Source organism: Streptomyces sp. NPDC028910, from assembly GCF_055564955.1.
Genome location: NZ_JBVHVF010000002.1, coordinates 381,597 through 404,652, shown reverse-complemented (window position 1 = coordinate 404,652; position 23,056 = coordinate 381,597). Strand labels below are relative to the sequence as shown.

At 68.9% G+C, this 23,056-nt stretch carries 23 protein-coding genes; 12 read left to right on the top strand and 11 right to left on the bottom strand.

Annotation, left to right across the window (positions count from 1 at the left end; translation table 11 throughout):
* Position 1 precedes the first annotated feature (1 nt).
* From ACZ4TV_RS04520 to asnB, 9 genes are all read left to right on the top strand, one after another.
* On the top strand, positions 2-661 hold the full coding sequence (locus ACZ4TV_RS04520) for a methyltransferase domain-containing protein (protein WP_468130591.1): 660 nt from the start codon (positions 2-4) through the stop codon (positions 659-661).
* A 58-nt stretch (positions 662-719) separates the two neighbouring features.
* Positions 720-1,412, top strand: a complete 693-nt coding sequence (locus ACZ4TV_RS04515) for an aspartyl/asparaginyl beta-hydroxylase domain-containing protein (RefSeq protein WP_468130589.1) — start codon at positions 720-722, stop codon at positions 1,410-1,412.
* Positions 1,413-1,486: 74 nt separating this feature from the next.
* Positions 1,487-2,746, top strand: a complete 1,260-nt coding sequence (locus ACZ4TV_RS04510; protein ID WP_468130587.1) for an ATP-grasp domain-containing protein — start codon at positions 1,487-1,489, stop codon at positions 2,744-2,746.
* Complete coding sequence (locus ACZ4TV_RS04505; protein ID WP_468130585.1) at positions 2,743-3,996, top strand: MFS transporter; 1,254 nt, start codon at positions 2,743-2,745, stop codon at positions 3,994-3,996. Before ACZ4TV_RS04510 ends, ACZ4TV_RS04505 begins: the two co-directional genes overlap by 4 nt.
* Positions 3,997-4,083: 87 nt before the next feature.
* Positions 4,084-4,821, top strand: coding sequence for an SDR family NAD(P)-dependent oxidoreductase (locus ACZ4TV_RS04500; RefSeq protein WP_468130583.1), 738 nt, complete (start codon positions 4,084-4,086; stop codon positions 4,819-4,821).
* 128 nt (positions 4,822-4,949) lie between these two features.
* Complete coding sequence (locus ACZ4TV_RS04495) at positions 4,950-5,993, top strand: alpha-hydroxy acid oxidase (RefSeq protein ID WP_468130581.1); 1,044 nt, start codon at positions 4,950-4,952, stop codon at positions 5,991-5,993.
* Between the two features lie 149 nt (positions 5,994-6,142).
* Positions 6,143-6,430 (top strand): DUF3311 domain-containing protein, encoded by a 288-nt coding sequence (locus ACZ4TV_RS04490; protein WP_468130579.1) that lies wholly within the window; start codon positions 6,143-6,145, stop codon positions 6,428-6,430.
* Positions 6,431-6,710: 280 nt separating this feature from the next.
* Positions 6,711-7,820, top strand: a complete 1,110-nt coding sequence (locus tag ACZ4TV_RS04485) for an oxygenase MpaB family protein (protein ID WP_468130577.1) — start codon at positions 6,711-6,713, stop codon at positions 7,818-7,820.
* A 140-nt stretch (positions 7,821-7,960) separates the two neighbouring features.
* Positions 7,961-9,781: an asparagine synthase (glutamine-hydrolyzing) gene (gene asnB / locus ACZ4TV_RS04480; RefSeq protein ID WP_468130575.1), complete on the top strand. Its 1,821-nt coding sequence runs from the start codon at positions 7,961-7,963 to the stop codon at positions 9,779-9,781.
* Positions 9,782-9,842: 61 nt separating this feature from the next.
* Here asnB and ACZ4TV_RS04475 read toward each other — a convergent pair whose 3' ends face one another.
* Positions 9,843-10,154: an EthD family reductase gene (locus ACZ4TV_RS04475; RefSeq protein WP_468130573.1), complete on the bottom strand. Its 312-nt coding sequence runs from the start codon at positions 10,152-10,154 to the stop codon at positions 9,843-9,845.
* Positions 10,155-10,408: 254 nt separating this feature from the next.
* Between ACZ4TV_RS04475 and ACZ4TV_RS04470 the strand changes: the two genes are divergently transcribed.
* The 3 genes from ACZ4TV_RS04470 (at position 10,409) to ACZ4TV_RS04460 (ending at position 12,417) form a co-directional block, all read left to right on the top strand.
* Positions 10,409-10,717: a winged helix-turn-helix transcriptional regulator gene (locus ACZ4TV_RS04470; RefSeq protein WP_468130571.1), complete on the top strand. Its 309-nt coding sequence runs from the start codon at positions 10,409-10,411 to the stop codon at positions 10,715-10,717.
* A 935-nt stretch (positions 10,718-11,652) separates the two neighbouring features.
* Positions 11,653-11,919 carry a hypothetical protein gene (locus tag ACZ4TV_RS04465; protein ID WP_468130569.1) on the top strand — a complete coding sequence of 89 codons (267 nt, stop codon included), beginning with the start codon at positions 11,653-11,655 and terminating at the stop codon, positions 11,917-11,919.
* A 117-nt stretch (positions 11,920-12,036) separates the two neighbouring features.
* The gene (locus ACZ4TV_RS04460; RefSeq protein ID WP_468130567.1) at positions 12,037-12,417 is read left to right on the top strand and encodes a response regulator transcription factor; all 381 of its coding nucleotides are present in this window, start codon (positions 12,037-12,039) and stop codon (positions 12,415-12,417) included.
* A gap of 59 nt (positions 12,418-12,476) precedes the next feature.
* On the opposite strand, the gene ACZ4TV_RS04455 is transcribed toward ACZ4TV_RS04460, so the two are convergent.
* The 10 genes from ACZ4TV_RS04455 to ACZ4TV_RS04410 are packed head-to-tail and all read right to left on the bottom strand — an operon-like array spanning position 12,477 to position 22,665.
* Positions 12,477-13,811, bottom strand: a complete 1,335-nt coding sequence (locus ACZ4TV_RS04455; RefSeq protein ID WP_468130565.1) for a cytochrome P450 — start codon at positions 13,809-13,811, stop codon at positions 12,477-12,479.
* Positions 13,812-13,868: 57 nt separating this feature from the next.
* Positions 13,869-14,720 (bottom strand): class I SAM-dependent methyltransferase, encoded by an 852-nt coding sequence (locus ACZ4TV_RS04450; RefSeq protein ID WP_468130563.1) that lies wholly within the window; start codon positions 14,718-14,720, stop codon positions 13,869-13,871.
* Positions 14,721-14,725: 5 nt separating this feature from the next.
* Entirely contained in the window at positions 14,726-15,505 is a 780-nt protein-coding gene (locus ACZ4TV_RS04445) for an alpha/beta fold hydrolase (protein ID WP_468130561.1), read from the bottom strand.
* Positions 15,502-16,161, bottom strand: coding sequence for a LysR substrate-binding domain-containing protein (locus ACZ4TV_RS04440; protein WP_468130559.1), 660 nt, complete (start codon positions 16,159-16,161; stop codon positions 15,502-15,504). The genes ACZ4TV_RS04445 and ACZ4TV_RS04440 overlap by 4 nt, the downstream gene beginning before the upstream one ends.
* A gap of 2 nt (positions 16,162-16,163) precedes the next feature.
* Positions 16,164-16,913: a DUF6182 family protein gene (locus ACZ4TV_RS04435; protein WP_468130557.1), complete on the bottom strand. Its 750-nt coding sequence runs from the start codon at positions 16,911-16,913 to the stop codon at positions 16,164-16,166.
* Positions 16,910-18,034, bottom strand: coding sequence for a hypothetical protein (locus tag ACZ4TV_RS04430; protein ID WP_468130555.1), 1,125 nt, complete (start codon positions 18,032-18,034; stop codon positions 16,910-16,912). Before ACZ4TV_RS04430 ends, ACZ4TV_RS04435 begins: the two co-directional genes overlap by 4 nt.
* On the bottom strand, positions 18,034-19,479 hold the full coding sequence (locus tag ACZ4TV_RS04425) for an FAD-dependent oxidoreductase (RefSeq protein ID WP_468130553.1): 1,446 nt from the start codon (positions 19,477-19,479) through the stop codon (positions 18,034-18,036). The genes ACZ4TV_RS04430 and ACZ4TV_RS04425 overlap by 1 nt, the downstream gene beginning before the upstream one ends.
* Positions 19,476-20,333, bottom strand: a complete 858-nt coding sequence (locus ACZ4TV_RS04420) for a class I SAM-dependent methyltransferase (RefSeq protein WP_468130551.1) — start codon at positions 20,331-20,333, stop codon at positions 19,476-19,478. The genes ACZ4TV_RS04425 and ACZ4TV_RS04420 overlap by 4 nt, the downstream gene beginning before the upstream one ends.
* Complete coding sequence (locus tag ACZ4TV_RS04415) at positions 20,330-22,039, bottom strand: GH3 auxin-responsive promoter family protein (protein WP_468130549.1); 1,710 nt, start codon at positions 22,037-22,039, stop codon at positions 20,330-20,332. The genes ACZ4TV_RS04420 and ACZ4TV_RS04415 overlap by 4 nt, the downstream gene beginning before the upstream one ends.
* A complete protein-coding gene (locus ACZ4TV_RS04410; RefSeq protein WP_468130547.1) occupies positions 22,036-22,665 on the bottom strand; it encodes a nucleoside/nucleotide kinase family protein in 630 nt (209 codons plus the stop codon). The genes ACZ4TV_RS04415 and ACZ4TV_RS04410 overlap by 4 nt, the downstream gene beginning before the upstream one ends.
* Positions 22,666-23,056: the final 391 nt, after the last annotated feature.

The window sequence follows — 23,056 nt, the reverse complement described above, 5'->3', positions numbered from 1 at the left end:
CATGGAATCGACGCAGGAACCCCTGATCGACAGCCAGCTCGGCTACTACCGTGCGCGGGCCACGGAATACGACGCCACGTTCGTGCCGTACATGGATCCCGGCCTCCCCAGTGCCCTCGCCCGGCTGCGCTCCGGGAACATCCGGGGCGAGGTGCTGGAACTGGCCTGCGGTACGGGCTACTGGACCCCGTACCTGGCAGAGGCGGGAACCTCCGTCACGTGCCTGGACGGCTCCCCGGAGATGATCGCCGAGGCGGAGCGGCACGGGCTGGCGAACGTCTCGTTCCGGCAGCAGGACCTCTTCGACTGGGATCCGGAGGAGGAGTTCGACAGCGTGTTCTTCGCGCACTGGCTGGCCCACGTGCCCGACGAGAACTTCGACGCCTTCTGGGCCTCGGTGCGCAAGGCCGTCCGGCCCGGCGGCGTCGTCGAGTTCGTCGACGTGACCGCCCGCCACCGCGAGCTGGAGCAGCAGGACCACAGCGAGCCCGAGGTCGCGGTCCGCCGTTCCCTGGCGGACGGACGCACCTTCCGCATCGTCAAGGTGTTCCGCGACCCGGCCGAGCTGACGAGGCGACTGACGGCGCTGGGTTGGTCGTGCGAGATCGACGAGATCCACCCGGGATTCCTCTACGCGTCCTGCCGCCCGTCCGGCAGTTGAGTCCCCTCCCTTCATCGACCCGTTTGCGGAACAAGAGAACGAACATTAGGAGGAGCTCATGAAGGGTTCGCTGAGCATCAATCAGCCTGCCGTTCGCAATCTGATCAACCGGTACTTCCTGAAGCGCAGCGGAGGAGACAGCCGCTTCCGGATCATGTCGCCGTACGCACTCTTCCCGGAATCCAGGAAGCTCGATTACCAGTTCGATCAGATCAAGGCCGAAGTCGACAAGCTCATCCAGGCGCGCGACGTCCGCCCCTACGGCGACATCGACCCCCTGCGGGCGGCTGAGGTATCGGAGAACTGGCGTCTCTACTACGCCTACATGCTCGGTGAGACCAACCCCGAGGCGTACCGGGACTGCCCGACCTTCATCGACTTCGCCGAGCGCACCCCCCGCGTGGTGAACGCGATCATCGCCATCCTCGAACCCGGCGTGACGCTGAAGGCGCACAAGGGGCCGTTCGCCGGCATCCTGCGCTACCACCTTCCGCTCACCGTGCCCAGGAACAACCCCCCGCGCCTGCGGGTGGACAAGGAGATCCATACCTGGAAGGAGGGTGAAGCGATCCTCATCGACGACACCTTCGAGCACGAGGTGTACAACGAGAGCGACGGCGACCGGGTCATGCTGATCGTCGACATCCGGCGCCCCATGGGGCTGGTCCCGGACCTCGTCAACCGCCTGAGCCTGCGCCTCAAGCGCAAGTGGGCCGGTCAGTTCATCGAGCAGTCGAACGGCGACATCTAGCCCGCGACCGCCGACCTGCCGGGGGCACTTGGGGCCGCGGTGCCCCCGGCGCCCCCTCTGACCGAGAGACAGACATGAGATTCCTGATCCTCAATCGGCTGCCCCTGTCCGGACTCCGATATCCCGACTGGCTGGGCCCGGCCCACGAAGCCGTGCTCCTCACCGATGCCGCCGCTCTGTCGGCGGATCCAGGTGAGCGAGCCGCACAGCTCGCCGGGTACGCCCACGTGGAGGTGGTGCAGAACTACCACTTCAACCCGCTGGTCGAGCTCCAAGCCCTCGCCCTGCACGCCGGATCCCCCTTCGACCGGGTGATCGCCCTGTCCGAGTTCGACCTGCTCCGCGCCGCCAGGCTGCGGGGCCTGTTCGGCGTTCCCGGGCAGGACGTGCGCAGCGCCACCGCGTTCCGCGACAAGGTGCGCATGAAGGAGCTCCTGCGGGCCTCGGACATACCCGTGGTCGACCACGCCGCCGCGGCGAGCTTCGCGGACGTGTACGGCTTCGTCGAGGAGCAGGGCTACCCGGTGGTGGTGAAACCCCGTAGGGGCGGCGGCTCAGTGGGCGTCCACGTCCTGGAGAACCCGGAGGACTTGCAGGACCTGCTCGGTGCCTGCCCGGAGCTGGGCACCGACGACGGCGCCCAGCTGATGTGCGAGCGGTACGTCAAGCACGAGCTGTTCCACGTGGACGGCATCTTCGTGAACGGCGAGGCGAAGCTGATGTGGCCGTCGTCCCAGGGCGACAGCTCGTGTCTGGACATCATCGCGGGGCTCTCGCTGCACAGCGCCCTGCTGGACGCCGAGGACCCGCTGCTTGATCCGCTGCTCGACCTCACGCGCCGCGCTCTGACCGCGCTTCCGATGCCCGACAGCTTCCTGTTCCACGCGGAGGTCTTCCTCACCCCGGACGGCGAGCTCTTCTTCAACGAGGTCGCCAGCCGCATGGGCGGAGGGCTCATCGACCAGATGGTGACGCTGGGGTTCGGCATCACCATGCCCGAGGTCCTGGTCAGATCCCTGGCGGACAACGAGCCGGCCCCGGTGCCCCCCTCGCCCCTGACGAGTGCCGGCCTGTCCCTCTTCCCGCCACGCGCGGGAACGCTCGTACGGATCCCGGAGGACTGTCCGGTCCCGGGCGTGGTCGCGTACCAGCGGCACGCGGAGCCGGGGACGGTCCTCGTGGCCGCGCAGGCGAGTGTGGAGAAGATCGGCGCGGTCCTGGCCACCGGATCCTCGCGCGTCGAGGTCGAGGCGACGCTCGCCGCGGCCGGCCAGTGGTTCGAGGAGTCGACGGAGATCGCGCCAGGGACCGTGACGGGGGAGGGGACGGGTTGAGCGGCGGAAGGCTGGCTGCGGCCGCCCGGGCCGTACTGCCGAGGTCCAGGTCGGTGTGGGTGCTGGCCCTCACGACCCTGACGTCCAGCATCGGGCACGGAACCGTGGTCACCATCTCGGTCCTCTACTTCACCAGGGCAGTGGAGATCCCGGCCGCCGAGGTGGGCCTCGGGCTGACGATCGCCGCCGTCGTGGGCATGGCCGTCAGTGTTCCCGCCGGTCATCTCGCGGACGCGCTCGGGGCGCGGAAGGCGTCGATCGCGTTCGTCCTGCTCCAGGGCCTGACCCTGTGGGGGTACGCCCTGGTCGGCGGGTTCACCGGGATGCTGATCGCGGCCGGCCTGGTCGCGGTCGCGGAATCGGCGTCCAACGCCTCCCGTGGAGCACTGATCGCGGGCGCGATCCCCGCGAAGGAACGGGTCCGTACCCGTGCCTACCTGAGGTCGGTCACCAACGTGGGCTTCTCGATCGGCACCGTGCTGGGCGGACTGGCGCTGAGCCACGACTCATCGGCGGTGTACGCCGCCGAACTGCTGGGTGCCGGCTGCATGTTCATGGTCTCGGGCTTCGCCTACTTCTGGCTGGCGGACCCCGCCCGGGTGCCGAAGCCTCCCAGCGCTTCGCGGTGGCTCGTGCTGCGCGACCGACCCTTCGCCGTCGTGGGCCTGATCAACGCCGTGCTCATCATGAACGCGGGGATCCTCAACATCGCCCTGCCGATCTGGATCGTGGAGGAGACCAACGCCCCGGCCTCGGCCTTCGCGGCGCTCCTGCTGGTCAACACTGTGCTCGTGGTGCTCTTCCAGGTACCCATGAGCAAGGGTGCGGAGGACGTACGGGGAGGGGCGCGCGCTCTGCTCCGGTCGGGCCTGTGGCTGGCCTCGTGCTGCATGGTCATCGCGCTGGCGGCAGGCCGCTCGCCCTGGGTGGCGCTGGCCTTCCTCGCGGTCGGCGTCGTCCTGCACACCATGGGCGAGCTGCTCTACAGCGCCGGTACCTGGGCCCTCTCCTACGAACTGGCCCCCGACCACGCGCAGGGCCAGTACCAGGGCATGTTCGGCCTGACCTCGCAGCTGGGCATCGCGATCACCCCCGCGATCACGGCGGTACTGATCGTCCGTTACGGCTGGGTCGGCTGGGCCGTGCTGGCCGCCGTCATGGCCACGGCGGGCCTGGCCGCACCGGCCGTGGCTCGCTGGGCCGAACGCTCCCGCCCGGACACCCCTGCACTGGCCCCGGCGGCGACGTAGCAGCGCAGCTCCCGGCGCCCCGACTGCGGGAGGGACTGCGCAAGATCGTCGTGCGGTGACCGGGCTCAGACCAATCGGAGGACGAAGATGCGAGGACGACGGAAAGTCACCGTTGTCACGGGTGGCGGCCGGGGCATCGGGGCCGCGGTCTGCCGACGGCTGGCGGCCGAGGGCCATGACGTGGTGGTCGGCTACCGGTCGAACGAAGCGGCCGCCCACGCCGTCGCGGCCGATGTGGAGGCGGCCGGCCGACGGGCCCTTGCCGTCGCCGTGGACACCGCCGACGAGCACGGCGTCGCCGCGCTCTTCGAGGCCGCGGCCGCCGTGCTCGGGCCGGTCACCGGCTTGGTGAACAACGCGGGAGTGAGCGGCCCCAACGGGCGCCTCGTCGATGCCGACCCCGCCGGGATGCGGGCGGCTCTGGACGTCAACCTGCTCGGCTATCTGCTCTGCGCACGCCAGGCCGTCCGTGCGATGAGTGCCACCGGTGGCGGCTGCGTCGTCAACGTCTCCTCGGCCGCGGCGACGCTCGGCTCCCCGGGGCAGTACGTGCACTACGCCGCCGCGAAGGCTGCCGTGGACGCCTTCACGGTGGGCCTGTCGAAGGAGGTCGCCGCCGACGGCATCCGGGTCAACTGCGTGGCACCAGGCACGGTGTGGACGGACTTCCACGAGGACCCGCAGCGGCCCGCCAAGGTCGCCGGGAACATACCGATGGGGCGGGCGGGCCGGCCGGACGAGATCGCCGGAGCCGTGGCGTGGCTGCTGTCCGACGATGCCGCGTACGCCACGGGGGCGGTGCTGCGGGTCGCCGGAGGCCTGTAACGCGCCTCTGGCGGGGCCCCGGTGAGGCTCCCGGCACTGTCACGTCGTCGGAGAGGGCGAGTGCCCGACGGTGCGTCAGGGCCCGCCGGGGTGGGTCGGATCGGTGGCAAGGGGAAAGGGTGAGCAGCATGGCACTGTTGGGATCGGCTCTGGAGGAATCCGCGCGCGCGGTGCTTCCGCCGGGCGCCTACGACTTCTACGCGGCTGGAGCGGGAGAGGAGCTCAGCCGCGACGAGGCGGCCGACGCCTGGCGCTCGTACCGCTTTCTCCCGCGGGTCCTGCGTGACGTCTCACGGATCGACACCGGAATCGAACTGCTGGGAGAGCGGGTGAATTCACCGGTGCTCGCCGCACCGACCGCCTTCCACGCCATGGCGCATCCCGAAGGCGAGATCGCCACCGCCGAAGGCATCAGGGACGCGGGCCAGCTGATGGTCCTCTCCTCCCGGTCCACGTCCACCGTGGAAGCGGTCGCGGCAGCGGCGGGACCCTGGTGGTTCCAGGTCTACGTCCTGCGGGACCGGGAGATCACCGCACGGCAGGTACAGCGCGCGGTGTCGGCCGGAGCGCGGGCCCTGGTCCTCACGGTCGACGCCCCGTACGTGGCGACCAAGCCGCGCGTGACCAGGCCCCTGCCCCTGCCCCGGGACCCCCACGCGCTCGACGTGGGCGTGGACACCCGGACAGCGGACTGGGAGCAGGATCCGTCGATCGGCCCGGGGACCATCGCCTGGCTCAGGGCGGAGTCCGGCCTCCCGGTCCTGGTCAAGGGCGTACTGCGGGCCGATGACGCGCTCGCCTGCCGGGACGCGGGCGCGGCCGGGATCATCGTGTCCAACCACGGCGGCCGCCAGCTCGACCGGGCCCTGCCCACCGCGCACGCCCTGCGCCCGGTGGTGGAGGCCCTGGCCGGGGACGTACCGGTCCTGGTCGACGGAGGCGTACGCGCCGGTACGGACGTACTGACGGCCCTGGCGCTCGGTGCCGACGCGGTCCTGATCGGCCGCCCGATTCTTTGGGCCCTGGCCGTCCAGGGCCGGGCGGGCGTACGGTCCCTGCTCGACTCCTACCGGACCGAACTCGCCGAAGCCATGGCCCTCGTGGGCGCCCGTTCGCCCGAGGAGATCGGCTTCGACCTCCTGGCCGCGGGGAACGGACACCCGGCACGCTGACAGCCGTCGTTCCACGCCCCCGAAAACGTGCAGGCCGACGGTATGTCCCAAGGAACGGAACACCGTTGGTGAACGCGCGGATGTCGGAGTAAAACTGGGATCACACAGACGGCCGATCACCAGAACCACATGCAGGACGGGGCATACCCATGGCGACAGACCCAGGGGCGCCTGAGACGAAGCCAGCGGCGGTGACACCGGTCCGAGTGATCATCGGCTTGTGCCTGTTCGCGCCGTTCGGGGCGATGTTCTGGGTCGGTTCGTACGCGAAGGTCGAACCCATGCTCGGCGGGGTCCCCTTCTTCTACTGGTACCAGATGGCGTGGGTCCTGATCTCAAGTGCGCTGACTCTGACCGCCTACAAGCTGTGGAAGCGCGACCGGACGTCCCGCCGGACCGGGGCGCAGACCGGACAGCATCGGGACGAAGAGGGCTGATCGGGCGTTCGCGGACGGGTTGCGACGCGAAGCCGATCCCTCCATCGGGGGCGACCGCGAGGAGCGGAACACCGTGCCGGAATTCCTTGGCGCCCCGCTATGTCGCGCCGGGATTGCGGTGCGTGCGCGGTGAACTCTCGGCATATCAATAGGACCAAGGGCCCACGGGTCAATATCTTGTCGTCTTACGACGGGCATGACTAAATGATCAGCGACGGACGTGACTTAATTACATCAGTTTCATAGGTGTGTCGCTGAGCGGCAGGATGGGATCGCTGAGATGCAGGGTGAGACGACAAAGAGGCAGGGTCAGCGTGGGGCCGCGGCCGGGCGGATCCGGCATTCCGAGGTCGAGCCGCACGAGGACTACGGCTTCTTCGGTCCGGGGTCCGTGGTCTGGAAGGTGTGGGGGTATCCCAGCGCCTCGACCGTGGGCTTTCAGCGTGCGGTGGTCGTGGAGCCGCTCGATCCGCCGCTCGTCGCGGCCTTGGACGGGACGCAGGACCTCTACAACCGGCCCGCGACGCGTTACGACCGCACCCTGCGCTACTTCGCGATGGTGGCTTTCGGCGGCTCGCGGGACGTCTGCAAGGTGGCGGACATCCTCGTGAAGGTGCACTCCAAGGCGATCGGGAAGCTGCCGTACGGGGAGGGTACGTACGACGCCAACGACCCCGAGTCGCAGCTTTGGACCCACCTGGTCGCGTGGCACTCGATCCTCTACGTCTACGAGAAGTACGGGCCCGGGAAGCTGCCGGCGGCGGAGGAGGCGGAGTACTGGGAATCCTGCGCGGTCGCGGCCGAACTGCAGACCTGCTCCCCGGATGACGTGCCGCGGACGCGGGAGGGGGTCCGGGGGTACTTCGCGGCGATGCGGCCGAAGCTGCAGGCGAGTCCGATCGCGCTGCGGGCGATGCAGCATCTGCTGCACACGGAGATGGTGGTGCCGCCGGAGATGTCGTGGTGGGCTCGGCCGCTGGCGTTGGCGGCCGCGAAGTCCTTGCGGGTGGCGACGTTGGCGGCGATGCCGCGGTGGATGAGGGAGATGGCGGGGCTTCGGCAGTCGCGGGTGTCGGATGTCCTGATCGTGCCGGTGATGAAGGTGGCCTTCGCGGTGATGCATCGGCGGCCGCAGCTTCAGCTGAATCTGATGGGGGCACTGACACCGAACACGCTGAAGGTGATCGCGCCGGTGAAGCTCGGGATCGCGGCTCGCACGGAGGAGGTGTTGACCCCGGCGGAGGCGCGGGAGCGGTACGGGTATGCGCGGCCGGCGGAGGCGCACGTGGAGTGGCGGGAGCGGCAGGCTGCTCGGGTGTTCGGCGAGGGTGGCGCGGCCAGTGACGACGGGCTGATCGAATCCCAGGAGGTACTGGGGCAGCTGGGATAATCCCGCTGGGGCTACACGGAATTTGGGTGCCGGCGTCTCGCATGAGCTGAGTGAGAATCTTTTGTTCAATTGAACGAGGCGACCTATTTACGCGGCGCGCAGCACGGACGACGTGGCAATGCAGTTCAGAGGAGAAGGACATGTGCGGAATCGCCGGGTGGGTCGACTGGGAACGCGATATAAGCAGACAGCGCACCACCGTGGAAGCCATGACCGCGACGATGGGGTGCCGCGGTCCTGACGCGTCGGGAACGTGGATATCCCCGCGCGCCGGCATCGGGCACCGACGGCTGTCCGTCATCGACCTCGACGGCGGGGCCCAGCCGATGACCGCCCGGGTCGGCGACGACGCCGTGGTACTCAGTTACAGCGGCGAGGTGTACAACTTCAAAGAGCTGCGGGCGCAGTTGAAGGGCCTGGGACATCCCTTCAGGACGGACTCCGACACCGAGGTCGTGCTGCGCGCGTATCTCGAGTGGGGGACCGGCCTGGCCCGCCGCTTGAACGGCATGTACGCCTTCGCGGTGTGGGACGAGCGTGCGCAGGAGCTGGTGCTTGTGCGTGATCGCCTGGGAGTCAAACCGCTCTACTACACCCGGCAGGGCTCCGCCCTGCTCTTCGGGTCCGAGCCCAAAGCACTCTTCGCCAACCCCCTTGTTCGGCCGCGTGTCGACTTGGACGGCATAGCCGATCTCTTCGTTATCGCGGCCAAGCAGCCAGGTGACGCGGTCTACCGAGACCTCTCCGAAGTGGCTCCCGGGACGATCGTCCGGTGTACGCGCGAGAGCGTGCGGATCGAACGCTACTGGGAGTTGGAGGCCCATCCCCACGAGGACGACCCTGACACCACTGTCTCCACGGTGCGCGAGCTGCTCACCGACATCGTGGAACGTCAATTGGTGGCGGACGTCCCCATCTGCAGCCTGCTGTCCGGTGGCCTGGACTCGAGCATCGTGACGGCACTCGCCGCCTCGCACCTCGAAGCCGCGGACCGGGGCAAGGTCGCCACGTTCTCCGTGGACTTCACTCACGAGGCGCAGTTCGCCGCAGGCGCTCTGCATTCGAGTCGGGACTCTCCGTTCGCCAGGGAGGCGGCCGACTTCATCGGCACCTCTCACCGAGAGATCCTGCTGGACGCGGGCACGCTCTACGACACCCAGGACCAAGCGATCGCAGCGCGGGACCTCCCCGGGATGGGCGATCAGGACGCTTCGTTGCTGATGCTCTTCCGCGAGGTGCGCAAACACTCCACGGTGGCTCTGTCAGGCGAGGCCGCTGACGAGGTGTTCGGCGGATACCCCTGGTTCCAGGCGGAAGCCACCCGGCCCACCGGGGGCTTTCCGTGGGCGGCCTGGGCCGACGACATCAACGCCGTACTCGCTCCGGACCTACGGGCCAAGCTCGACCTCAACGCGTACGCGGCCGATCGGTATGCCGCGGCGGTGGCGGAAGCACCCACGCTGGCGGGCGAAGACGCGCAGCAGCGTCGCATGCGGGAGGTCTCCTACCTGAACCTCACCCGCTTTCTGCCGTTCCTGCTCGATCGCAAGGACCGGATGAGCATGGCCGTCGGGCTGGAGGTACGCGTACCCTTCTGCGACCACCGCCTGGTCGAGTACGCATGGAACATCCCGTGGAGCCTGCAGGCCGCCGAAGGCATGCAGAAGAGCGTTCTGCGCAAGGCGGCGGCCGGTTTGATCCCGGACTCCATCGCGTACAGGAAGAAGAGCGCCTTCCCCTCCGGAGCCGGCTCGGCCTACCTCAAGGCGACCCGTGAGCGAGCCCGGGCCCTGCTGGACGACCCAGGCGCCCCGGTGTGGCAGCTCGTCGACGCGGCTGCCGTACGCGGCATGGTCGAAGCCGCGGAGGGATCGGGCACCTTCAGCCCGGCGCCCATGCTTCCTCGGGTCCTTTTGATCGATGCCTGGTTGCGGCGGTACCAGGTCCAGGTGGTCTCCTGACCCCTCCGCCCCAGATCCCGCGTTCGCACCGCCAGACCGGGCGGTGCGAACGCGGGATTTGTCATTCGGTGATGTCCGGCATCGGGTAGTGAATGATGACCACACCGCCGGTGGCGTAGTTCGCGACATCGGCGGCCAGCAGCTGGCCGTCCGGCGACCCCAGCGCCGCGTGCATGGCGGGGGCGTCAGCGAAGTCGGCTTCGAAGACCGCGAAATAGGGCGCATCTCCCTCGAGCGCCGCCACGTCGAAGCTGTAGCGCCACGCAAGCGGGCCGGGCCAATTCTTGACCAGCGGAAGGTGCTTGGTCACGTAGTGATCGCGGAAGTGGTCAGGGTCGGCGGGCGGGGGATACAGGACAACGAGCTTATGCATGACGACCTCCGTCCAGAGGCGTCGGCCGGCGGCCCAACTCGTAGCGACCCCACCCATGCATGGCGCTGGCCTGGTCGGTGAAAGGTGGTTCCAGCAGGGCTATCCGCGACATCGGCTCTCCCGTCGAGTTTGTTTCGAAATTAGAAACACCGCGAATGAATGCTAGTGTTTCGAATAACGAAACGCAAGGGAGCGTCATGTCGACACCGCGCCCAGGAAAACCGGTTCGCGGATCGACGACCGGCCGTCCTCTCATGGCCGCGATGGACCTGTTCGGCCGTCGGTGGGCGCTGCGCATCCTCTGGGAACTGCGAGCGGGTCCGCTCGGTGCCCGCGCGCTGCTGGCACGGTGCGAAGGGCTGTCGTCCAGCGTCCTCTACCAGCGGCTCCGCGAACTCGTATCGAGCGGAATCATCGCGCCCTCGGCCGACGGCTACGAGCTGACCCGGCTGGGGACGGCACTGCGTGATGCCCTCCGTCCACTCGACGCATGGTCGATCGCCTGGGAGCAGGAGCAGGAGCAGGAGCAGGAGCGCGGCGACCAGGAGCCCACGGAGACGTGAGGTCGCGCCCGACGGGGTGGAGCGATGCGTGCCACCGGGCGCCGGCGGTCGAAAGGCTCTCGCCGGGGCCGTTCGCGCGACTGGAGGAGGGCCCGGTGTGATCAAGATCTCGACGCGCCACCGCCGACCGCGCACGCGCTCCTCAGGGGCCCGGAGGGTTTCGGCGAGCTCATGGAGCCCGAAATGGGACAGGGTGGCGACGGGTGAAGCGGTCACCCGATAGCCTCCGCACTGCGCGCTCCGCACGCCGGGTCCGGCGGTCCATCGGCCTTAATACCTGATAGACCATCAAAAAGCGTGCTCTCTTGTTGATTTGAGCCAACCAGGCGTCACCGAATCGGACGTTGCACCAATGGCACCAGGAAGTGATCACCGTCTAGTGTCCGGAAAGCCCGCCTCATGAGAGAAGGGAATTCCATCGTGACCGAGACCGAGAAGGCCGCCGCCGATCCGGCGACATCCGGCAGAACCGACCCGCCCGACAGGGGTCCGGGGTGACTCTTGGTCGGGTACGGGGCCGCACGCGATGTCTTCAACTTCCCGTTGCTCGACCGGGATTGGCAGCGCTGGTGGCGACAGGCCGGCAGGCGCCCGCCGTACTCCCTGAACGTGCTCGACAACTCCAGCATGCTGCTCACCGAACCGCCCCGCCACACCTGACTGCGGACTCTGGTGGCGCGGGAGTTCACGGCCCGCCGGGTCGAAAGGATGCGGGGCCGCATCCAGGAGATCATCGAAGAGCTGCTGAACCGCATGCCGGTGGACGGAGCGCGCCGCGCCGACCTCATCGACACGTCCGCCTCCCCACTCCCCATGACCTTCATCTGAGAACCGCCCGGTGTCCCGGGCCCGGACCGCGCCGCCTTCGGCGCTTGGTCCAGCGAGACCCTCCCGCCCACCAGCCCCGAGGCGGAGAAGGAGGGTACGGGCAGGTCGTGCCGTATCTCACGGGGCTCATCGTCGCCAGGCGCGATTGCCCCGGGACCACCTGCTCGGCGCCCTCCACGGTCGACCAGGGCGGCAACGCAAGTCGCGCGCTCCTCGCGAACCTTGAGCGGCTGGTGGCCGTACCGGCCGATTCGCCGGAGCAGGCAGCGGGGCTGCTGGAGGAGACGCTGCGCCACGACGGGGCGTCGGAGACCTCCACACCGCGCATCGCCCTGGAGAGGACCGAGATCCTCGCCCCCACCACGTCGTGCTGAGATCGCGGCGAGTGTGCGGGCTTCGTCGCGCACATGGAGCACGACAGGGATCCTGTCGGAGCCGGCCGGGCGCGGGACCCCTCCATTCACATTGACCCACGAGGCAAGGAGACACGGATGGCTACGTTGAACAGCGATCGCACACACCCTTTGACCGACCAGCAGGCGGATATCCCCGTCGCTCATGACGCGATGGCGACCTGCCCGCCTCCGCGGCGAGTAGAGGCTTGGAGCACCCGCACTTGCCAGGGGAGGGGGCCGAGCGATCGCGGCGGTGAACCGACCGACGAGAAAACTCCCTCCAGGGCCCTGACGCCACGTCAGCTTGAGGTACTCGCCCTGCTGACACATGGCATGACGAACCGTCACATAGCTCGGGCGCTCGGTATCACGGAGAAGACCGTCAAGAACCACCTGCATGCGATCTTCGCCAGGCTCGACGTTTCCGATCGGACCCAGGCCGCGATCTACGCCCTCCGGCACGATCGAGCGGCGTGACGGCTGCTGCCCGGCCGTCACACCGCGCCGCGCCGGGCAGCAGCGGCCCGTCCCCGTGGTCAGATGCGAGGGGTGGGGAGCAGCGGCAGGCTGCTGAGGTGAGGCAGGGAGCTGTTGACTTCGCTGATCCGGCGGGTGCCCGGCGCTATCCGAAGGTCCCAGCGGGCAGCCAGGGAGGCGAGGGCCACCGTCATGGTGGTCAGGGCTAGGTGTTCTCCGAGGCACCGGTGCGGTCCGGTACCGAAAGGGAAGTAGGCGCCACGTGGGCGGTCGGTCCCGTCGTCGGGCCCGTTCCGGTCCGGATCGAACACGCTCGGGGCCTCGTAGAGGTCGGCGGCCCGGTGCATGGCGCGCGGGCTGTAGCCGACCTCGGCGCCCTTGGGTATGGCGACCCCGGCCAAGGTGACGGGGCGTTTGGCGCGGCGGGTGAAGAGCATCGGGGCGTGCAGTCGAAGCGTCTCGTCAATGACCTTCCGGGTGAACACCAGGTCGGTGAGTCTGTCGTACGTCGCCGGGCCGCCCCGCAGCACACTGTCGGCCTCGTCCTGGAGACGCCGCAGCACCTTGGGGTGCACGACGGACTCGAAGACCGCCCAGCTCAGCGATGTGCTGGTGGTTTCAAGGGCGGCGAAGAGCAGGATGAGGAATTCGCTGCGGATCTGGACGTCGTCGAGGGGAGCGCCAGTATCGGGGTGCCGGGTGTCGAGGAGGGCGCTCAGGGCGTCATGGTGCTGCCCGGGGGCGGCACGACGCTCGCGGATCAGATGGTCGACGGTGGCATGGAACCGGTTCACCGCCGCGGTGAAGCGCCGGTTTCTGGGGGTGGGGAGGGTGCCGAGGACTGCCGGCAGGATGGTCTGCGGGAGGAGCCGTCGGGAGATCGCGTACATCGTTTCGCGCACGTCGCGCACAGTGGCATGACTCAGTTCGGTGCTGAACAGACAGCGCAGGACCACGGCCGCGACCAGGTCGGAAATCTCCTGGTCGGCGGCTACTGCCCGCCCCGGCTGCCAACGGCCGATGCGCGCCTCGGTCTCGTCGGTGATGACCTCGGTGTAGGCGCGGACGCTACGACGGCTGAAGGTGGGTTTGAGGGTACGCCGCTGGTGCCGGTGCGGCGGGCCGCTTGCCGCGATGAGCGGATTGCCGAAGTTACCGGCCAGCGCTTCGAAGAAGCGGCCGCGTTCGAAGGTGTCGGTGTCCACCTGGATGCGGTGGACCAGGGCGGGTTCGTTGGCAAGGAACAAGCCGACCGGCCCGAACTCGACACGGACCAGCGGGTCTGCGGTCCGTGTCGCTTCGAAGAACGACAAGGGTCTCCGCAGCAGGGCGGGGCCGTGGCCGAGGAGGGAGATCCGCCCGGGGGCAGGTGGGCAGTACGTGGAGTCGGGCATCGGCGGGCTCCTGGATCGATCGAGTGGCCGGGGCTGTCGCTGTCAAGGGGAGGGGCATCACTCGGCCGGCGGGACCAGGCCCACGGCCACCGTGTTCCCCTCGCTGATGTAACCGTCTTGGTGGTTCAGGGGGTTGTCCGCGCCGTCCGGGTCCAGGAAGGGCTGCCAGTTTCCCTGGAGCCCCATGTCGACGGCCTGCTGAGCGATGCGAGCGCAGGCCAGTGCGTAGAACCGCTGGGCAGCGGGCCGCAGCGGCGCATGGTGTTCGATCAGCATCGTCTTCTGCCGTACCGAAACCAGGCCGGCCCCGTCGAGCCGGCGGTGCAGATCGCGAGTGCGCAGCAGCTGGCGGGCGTAGCCGGGCTCGCTGGATGCGTGCCGGAAGAAGTCCGTGAACAAGAAGGGGTCCGCGGGACGCGCGGTGATCAGGGAGGCATCGAGATCCTTGATCGCCACGACCCCTCCCGGTCGGACCACGCGACCGAACTCCCTCAGGACCACGTCCAGTTCCTCGTCATCGAGGTACTGCGTGGTGTTCGCGCACCAGACCGCGTCGAAGGTGTCGTCCTCGTACGGCAGGTTGCGCAGGTCCCCCTGCCGGGCATCGAAGGAGCAGCCGGACCGGCTGCCGCGCATGCGCTCGGCGGCGAGCGATGCGTTCTCCTCAGCGAGGTCGATGGCGGTCACGTGGCCACGGGGGCCGACCAGGTCGGCCAGCCAGGGCAGGAAGGCGCCGCTGCCGCAGCCGGCGTCCAGCACGCGCCATCCGGCTCGGATGTCGGCCTGCTCCAGTGCCGCCCGGTACTGGACCTCGCAGGCCTTGAAGTGGGCTTCGACGATCTCCTCATGAGTGAAACCCAGTCCGGTCGATGCGGCGTACCCCCAAGAGGCGTGGTCTTTCGTCGGCATGCGCGTTACCTCTTCCGGTCCGCTGTCGCGGCGTCGTCGAGCAGTGTGGTGAGCAGGTCCGTGACGTAGTCCGGTGCCTCCAGCGGCTGGAGATGCCCGGCACCCGGTACGGTGACGAGCCGCCCCCTCGGCAGAGCGTCGGCCGTGCTCATCGCCTCCTCCATGGCGACGAGTTCGTCCTCCTCGCCGGTGACGACCACGGCAGGCACGTCGGTGCTCCGCAGGACGGGGAGCGAGTCGGGACGTGCCGCGATGGCACGCTGCGCCCAGGCCACGGCCTCGGGCGTGGCAGCCTTCGTCATCGTCATGATCTGGTCGACCAGGTCGGGGCGCCGAGCCCTGGTGGTGGCGCCGAGGAGGAGCGGTGTGGTGCGCGCCACGATGTGATCGCGGGTGGCGTCGTCGAGCATCAGATCGGCGAACTTCAGGCGTTCAGCGGCTGCTCGGGGGCTGTCGGCGCCGGCTCGGGCGGCGAACAACGCGAGGGCACGGACGCGGTGGGGACGGCGTCGCAGGAAGGCCATCGCCGCGTAGCCGCCCATGGAGCATCCGACGAGCGTCACCTGGTCGATGCCGCGCTCATCGAGGAGCACGGCGAGGTCGTCGGCCACGGTATCGAGGGAGGGCCGCGCGGTTCCCAGCGGCACGGTGCCGAATCCGCGCTGGTCGGGGGTGATGACCGTGTGCCCGCGTGCTCGCAGCGCCGCTGCTTGATCATGCCACATGGCAGAGCTCAGCGGCAGGGCGTGCAGCAGGACGACGGGAACGTCTTGGCTCCGCCTCATCGCCCGGCCCCCTCGTCGACCGCACTCCGCTCCGCATCGGCGACAAGGGTGGCTGCCCGTGGGGACAGCGCCGCATCACGCAGCCAGGCGAGCGTCACGGGCGCGGGCGGCAGATCGTGGACCGGAACGGCCCTGATGTGGGGTGGCAGGATCGCTTCCAGTGACTGGAACGACACATGGACGGCCTCGGTGCGGGTGAGTACGTCGGTCATCGCCTCCACCGTCGTCATGGGGTGGACGCGGCGGATCAGAGCTCCGCCGGGGGTGCGTGGCGGCACCACCTCGTCCCAGACGTACGGAGGAAAGTCCCCCGGGCAGCGGAAGGCGTCGTAGTGCGCGGCCTCCTCGACCGACACGGCCCTTCGCCCGGCGAGCGGGTGGTCGGCGGAGACGATCAGAGCTCGGCCGTCGAAGCTCACGGGCCGGCTGACGGCGATGTCCGGTTCCTGCAGCCCGTATTTGACGATCATGATCTCCATGGAACGGTCCCGCAGCGGGCCGAACGGGTCGGCGACGTCGTACGGGACGAACTCGACCTCCTGCGGCTCATGGCCCGCAGCGGTGATGATGCGGATGGCCAGGTGCGGCGAGCCGTGGATGCCGAAACGCACGGGCCGCGTGGCGTCGGGTGTCGCAGCGGTACGGGGGGCGGGCATCTTCAGATCTCCTCGGTCAGTCCGGCGTAGGCACGGAGCTCGTGGGGCCGGCGGGTATCGGTGTCGACGCGCAGTGCGGCGAACCGCATGGCAAGGCCGGCCAGACGGGGCACGGAACGCAGGGTCAGCCGGTCACCCGGCTGGATCAGCCCGTCCAACACGGCTTCGGCGAGTAGGTGGTTGACCTGGATGAGTACGTCGGAGACGGACACCCCCGCGGTGGCGATGTACAGGTCGCGGCAGACCGGCCGGGAACCGGCGGAGCTTTCACCGACGGGCGCCGGTATCGCCACGGTGGTCGGAGCCCAAGCGGGCAACTCCCGTGTGCCGTCGAACGACTTGAGCAACCGGCGCAGTGCGGCGGTGGCCTCGTCCGGAGCGGGCCCGATCCAGGCCGTCGACCCGTCGTCGGCAATGTGGTCGAAGGCGAATCTCTCCTTGAGGTTGTTCGGCCGGCCCGCCAGGAAGAGGGTGCGGGTGAACGAGCGATGCCACGGTCCGGTCCGGTCCGTCGGCACCGACAGGGCGAAGCGGCAGGTCTCCTGCACCCAGTGCGGAAGCGAGAAGCGGCCGACGACCATGACAACGGCAGCACCGTTGTGCGGTCCGTCCGCTTCCCCGCCCGCGAGGGTGGCCTTGGCCTTGCGCAGCGCCTCGGAGGTGGACAGGTCGAGGTGCCCGGCCAACTCGGGCCGGGTCACCAGCAGCCGCTCGGCGGCCACGGTGAGCAGGAGATCAGGGCTGAGCGTCATAGGAACACCGTGCTGAGCAGGGCTCGGCCGGGAGCGTGGTTTTGCCGGCCGAGCAGAGACGAGGTGAGTCGGTACGGGTCGATGTGGGTGTGGCCGCGCCGATGCCTGTCCAACAGCCCGAACAGGGCGTCGTGGTCGTCCATCGGTGCCGCTTCCGCCGAGCTCAGCAGCTTCTCGGCGCGGCGCAGGCTCTTGCGGAGCAGATCGGACCGGAAGGACTGCTGCTGTCCGGGTCCGAGTCCGGCGATGAAGTACAGGCGCATGCCGAGCCGGAGCGCGGCAGGATCGTGGTTGTCGCCGACGGAGCGCAGGATCGCGCTCATCGTGTGGTCGTGCCAGCCACCCTGCCGGGCAGAGGTGATCTTCCCGTCGATCGGCACCCTGCCTAGGGGCACCCGATGCACGAGGGTTCCCTTGTGGGTCAGAACCCGCTCCAGGAGCTGATAGTCGGGGTCGAGCTCACGGTCGTAGAGCAGCACGACTTCGTCGTACTCGGGTGCGAGCGGCAGCAGTTCGCGCAACGCGCAGGCAAGGTAGTTGGGGCGCCCGTCAGCAGCGATCATCTGCCGCAGGGGCAGGCCGAAACGGGTGGCGTCGAGATAGACCGGGCCGCCCAGATCCCGCTGGTCCAGGCCCAGCTCCTCCGCGACCAGTTCGTCGACCATCTCGTCGAGACCGAGTCCGGGCGGCTGGTGTGCCAGCAGTCCGGGATCGTGCAGTCCGAGCCGTTCGTAGTGGCCGGCCCACAGACGAAGGACGCGGGCCCCCGCCGGGTGGACGTAGTCGGTGCGCTCGACGGCCTCGGCGTAGGGGGCCAGCTTGGCCGTGGGCACCGGCCCCTCGGCCCGGTAGCGCACGTACAGCTCACCGATCTCCTCCTCCGACCGGCAGGAGTAGTCGGTATCACCCCGGGTTCGGTCGAGGAACTCCCAGAAGCCCAGTGTCTGCTCGGTCGGGTGGTACGTCGTGTGGCTGTAGCGGTAGGTCACGTCGGCTACTTGCGCCGTGGCGCGGTACATCACATCTGCCCAGAGCAAGCCCTTGAGATGGCTCGGAGTCAACGGCTTGGACGGCGTGACGGTGATCGGAGCCAGCAGTACCCTCCGGCGGGTGCCGCCCATCAGCCCTCCCTCCTGGCGGTGATGGCCTCCAGTAGCTCCTGCCGGGTCGGCGGCCGGGCGCTGATCGGGGCACGGTCGGCGGGGGCGGTACGCACCCTGTCCTGGAATCCGGCACTGTCGAGAATCTCCGCGGGGGTGTCGAGGCCCATCAGGACGCGCACGAAACCGCGCCAGACCACGGCGTCAACTGCGGCGGCTCGAGCCACGTCCGCCATGGAGGGGCGGCCCTGAACGGCGGGCGGCACCGGAGACGGTGCGAGTCCCTCGGCGCGGGCCCGCCACAGCCCGCCGTACGCCCGGCTGTCGTGGACGGCCTGCTCGTACCACGGGCGATGGACCTCCTCGGCCAGTCGCACGGCGTTCTCACTCTGGTGCTCCCCTACGGTCGGATGGGCATCGAGGAGATCGGCCAGCTGGAAGGCGTGCTGCAAGGAGAGCGACATACCGCGACCAAAGAGCGGGTCGGTGACGCAGGCAGCATCACCGACGGCGAACAGCCCAGCGATCTGTCGCTGACCGGGGCGCGCCGTGGACCTCATGATGTTGGGCGGCATGGTGATGGCGTGTACGTCCGTCAACGGCGTCGCAGTTCCCTCCTCGATCCATGCCGCCACGTAGGGGGACAGCCGAGCAGCGGCGGTGAAGGCGGCGGGTTCGCGCAGGATCGTGGTGGCCGGGTCAGAGGTCAGAGCCCCTACGGAGATGGCGAAGGTGCCGTTGTCGGCAGGGTGCACGACCGCCGCGTAGTGGTCCCAGATACCTCCTGCCGCGTTGCCCCGGTTGAGCGGACCCGGCCAGTCGTCTCCTGGCGCGTTCAGCCGGTAGAACCGGCTGAAACAGCGCAGTTGCGTGGTGCCGACCAGGTCTTCGCCGATCGGAGCTCTTGATTTCCTGAGCCAGGTCTGGGCCGCCGCTTTCCAGCCGGTGGCGTCCACGACGAACCGCGCGGGCACTCGTTCGCCCCGATCCGTCACCACACCGGCGACGCGGGACCGGGCCGGGTTCAGGAGCAGCCCACGCACCGCGGTTCCGTGGCCGAAGGCCACCCCCGGAAGGGCACGCACAGCGCGGTGGAGCAGCAGTTCGAGAAGGGGACGTCGGACGGCCAGAGCAACCAGCTCGTGGTCGTCCGCCGCCTTGTCGAATGCCTCCGTGGGCGCCGCCTCGGTGAGGTCGAGGAGCCGTGCTCCTTCCTCTTGGGCGGCATCCAGCAGGTGGGGGGCCCGTTGGCGCAACACACGCACCCCGAGCGACGTAAGAATGTGCGAGTGGCCGCTTTGCGGCACGGCGGGACGCTGCCAGAGCTCGGCGGCTTTGTCGACCGGGCCTTCCGGTGGAGGAGCCGAGCGCTCCAGGACGCGTACCGGAAAGCCTCGTTCGGCGAGCGCCAGAGCCGTGGCGAGACCAGCGACACTGCCGCCCACGACCACGGCCGGCCTGGTCACCGGCGTGTCCCGTGGACGAGGAAGACCCGGCGGACATCCTTGACGTCGCGCGGCGGAACCGGGTCTGGCCAGCGGCCGAAGTCCGCATCCGGCTCGCCGGGCTGCGTGGCCTCGACGCTGAACCCGTAGCGGTCGAAGAGGTCCTCGGGCTCATCGGTGCCGAAGAGCCATGGGCAGCCCCAGTTGGCGAAGACGTCGAGCAGTCCCCGCATGTGCGGCAGGCTCAGGGCGGCGGCGTTGACCAGATCGGCCGCGATCCGGCTTCCGGGCGCCGTGATGGCGGCAACCCGCTCCAGCATGCGGTGTGTGTCCGGTTCGGGGATGTAATAGAGGAGCCCTTCGAGCAGCCAGGTCGACGGCAGCGTCGGGTCGTATCCGGCGTCGATCAACTGGCTCTCCCAGTCGCCGGCAGTGAGGTCCACGGCCACCGACCGGTGGGCCACGCGCGGGGCGACTCCCTGGAGCCGCCCGCGCTTGAAGTCCAGGACGGCCGGCCGGTCGACCTCGAAGTAGCGTATGTGGTCGGGCCAGGACATCCGGTAAGCCCGGGAGTCCATGCCCGAGGGAGCCAGCACGATCTGGCTCATCTGCCGGTCCCGCGCCGCGTCCGCGAGGAAGCCGTCGAAGAACCGAGTGCGGATCGCGTTGTAGTCGGGCGTACTCGGAAGGGACCGGGGCCGGTCGGGCGGGAAGGTTGCCGCGTGCACCTCGGAAAGCAGCTGCGGGCCGGCCTCTCCGGCGAGCCTGGCCGCGTAGGGGTCCTCGTACAGGCGGTCCTCACGCAGGGTTTCAGCGGCACGCAGGGCGGCAGTGAGCAGCGCGGTCCGCTCCACCGGGTCCAGGAGGTCGGTCATCGAAGTGCCTCGTTTCTCGGTGAGGGGCTGGCCGGTGTCGTACTGGTCAGGCGCTGCCACAGGAGGTCGTCCTGCCTGAAGAGCCGGTCCTTGACCTGAGTCGGTCGGATCCCGCTCCCTACTGCGGCGTGCCAGTCCTGGTGGAACGCATGGGGGTCGAGGAGCTGGAGTACGGGGGCGGAGAGGCGACGGTCCGTACGGGCTCGCCGGTAGTCGGCGGATTCCCCCTGCAGGGCGGCGTCCAGCAGAACTGCGAAGCGGCTGGACTCGGCCTCCTGCCAGGGGGTGTGCGGAGCCAGGGCGAAGACGTAGTGCGGGGCCGTCTTCTGGCGTTCGACCCGGCAGGCGACGTTGGAGATGCCAAGGCCGGTGGCTTCGAGGGCAGTTCGCAAGGCCCGGACGACCTGGGACTCGCGCAGCCGCTCTCCGGCCACGTCGGAACGGTTGGCCCGGCCCGCGTACGTCACCCGCGGCACTCCGTCGACCAGGTCCTCGACGCGGATGACGTCGCCGACGGCGTACCGGTACAGCCCGCCGACGTGGCTGAAGACCACGTGGTACTCGCGTCCGGCCTCCAGTTCGTGCGGCAGCTGGGTCCGGGCGTCGGGCGCGAGATCGGCATCGGCGTCCACGAACTCGTACACCGCCGCCGACACGACGAGACTCCCGGCGGAGCCGTGGCGGTCCAGTGGCACCCCGACCGGCCCCTCGGACGCCGCGACGGGCGCGGGCAGGGCCGTCACACCGGTACCGAACCGCTCACGCAGTGCCGGCAGGTAGAGGGATGCGACACCCGTCGTCCAGCCGAACAGCGCACGGATCCGGGGCCATACGTGGGCCGGATCCACGGTACCGAAGTAGGAGGCGAGCTGTTCCAGTTCGGCCGCTCGGCGCGGATCGGGGCTGCCGTGGGGGCCGCCCCCCAGGGTCCCGTCCCGCACCTCTCGGACGATCCGGTCCCACCACAGATTGAGCTGATACGGGACGGCCGCGATCATGGCCGGATTGATCCCGATGAGACAGCGGACATCGCTCTGCACCGCCAGCCGCAGTCTCAAGTACATCTTCTCCAGATGGTCGTCGGGCGCGACGTCCACGGGGAGAGTGGCCCAGGGGGCCGCGGTGCCGAGTTCGGCCGAGAGCGGCTCACCGAACTTCTCACCGAAGTCGACCTGGCTGGCGCCGACATGAGGCTGCCCGGCAGCCGTCGTGGGAGGTGCGGAGAGCGGGTCGTGCTTGAGGTTGAGAACCGCGTCGGGCCGCTGCCCGACCTCGGGAAAGTTCTCGATCAGGGGCGCCCAGGCCGCGTAGTAGAACGGGAAGAAGGTGGTGCTCATGAACCGCGGGGTGACGGGGATCTTCTTGTGTGCGCCGGTGCTGCCACTGCTGGTGAAGTACACGACCGGCCGGTCGGCCGTCAGCAGGTTCGGCTCACCCGCTGCCGTGCGCTCGATCAGCGGCGCGTGGGCGGCGTAGTCCTGAATGGGAACGGCCTGGCGCAAGTCGTCGATGTCGCGTATGCGGTCAAAACCATGCCGCTTGCCGAACTCGGTTCCCGAGTTGAATTCGACGAGGTCGGCAAGAACGCGCTGCTGCTGCCCGCGCAGATCGGTGAGCGCGTCGCCGAGCCGAGCGCGTTCGGAAAACACCCGCTGCCGGTAGCGATCCAGATGCCCGGTGGCTGCCCAGCCCCTGTGTGAGGTCACGAGGTGAGCACCTCCACCACCGCGTCGGCCGTGCGGGCCGCACTGGGCTGTTCTTCGATGATCGTCACCGGTAATTCCCTTACCTCTTCCAGCATCAGTTTGCGAAGGCTCTCTTGGTACTCCTCAAAGCCCGGCCATTCGGGGAAATCGCCAAAGTGCTCCAGAGCGTTGAGCCGCGCCCCATTGCCCGAACGCCGCCACGCGGACCTGGGTGAGACGTCCAGGTAGACCACGGCGCACGGCTGCGGGAATGAGCGCCACCAGCTGTACATGGGGTTCTCCTCGATACCGGCCAGTCGACACTTCGCGAGGATCTTGTAGTAGTAGGAGTCCACCACCACGGGAACGTCGTCGTCCTGACGCTGGATCTCGTCCTTCAGATGGACCACGGCCGCCTGGAGGAGACTGGCCATGAAATCAACGGAATACGCCGTTCCGAGATTTGGCAGGATTTCCCCGACCACGTCGTGTCGCAGTCGGGTGACGAGGCCGTGTTCAGGTCTGACGAATGCATCGTCAGTGGAAAGCGCCCGCCACGACGGCAGCCGGCGCTCAACCTCCGCCATGACCGAGGACTTGCCGGCACCGTCCGGGCCGAGCAGGACATGGAACGGCCTGTCATTCATCGATGCCTCCTCCGCTGGGCACGTCCCGGTGAATCCGGATCAAAGAATGGGCCATCTCGCCGGCGATGGGGGAACTCGTCCCGATGATGGGGCTGTTGAACCTGGGCATAGGTGTCCCTCGGGCTTTCATACAGGACATGGGGTGCATCGTGCACGAATTGAGGGTCAGTCGCTGAGCGGTTCCGTGTCCGCCGTTCCTCAGGCCCGAGACGCTACCTCAATGTGCGCCCTGACCTGGCCTTCGACGGCCCCCGGACCGGGTGCGATGGGACTTAAGGCCCAGGGACTTAAGTCCCAGGGACTTAGGTCCTATGTACGACCGACTGGGCGGTCTGACAGCCTGCCCGTGGTTGTGATCCACCACTTGGCAGGGCCGCGGAATCCTGTGGCG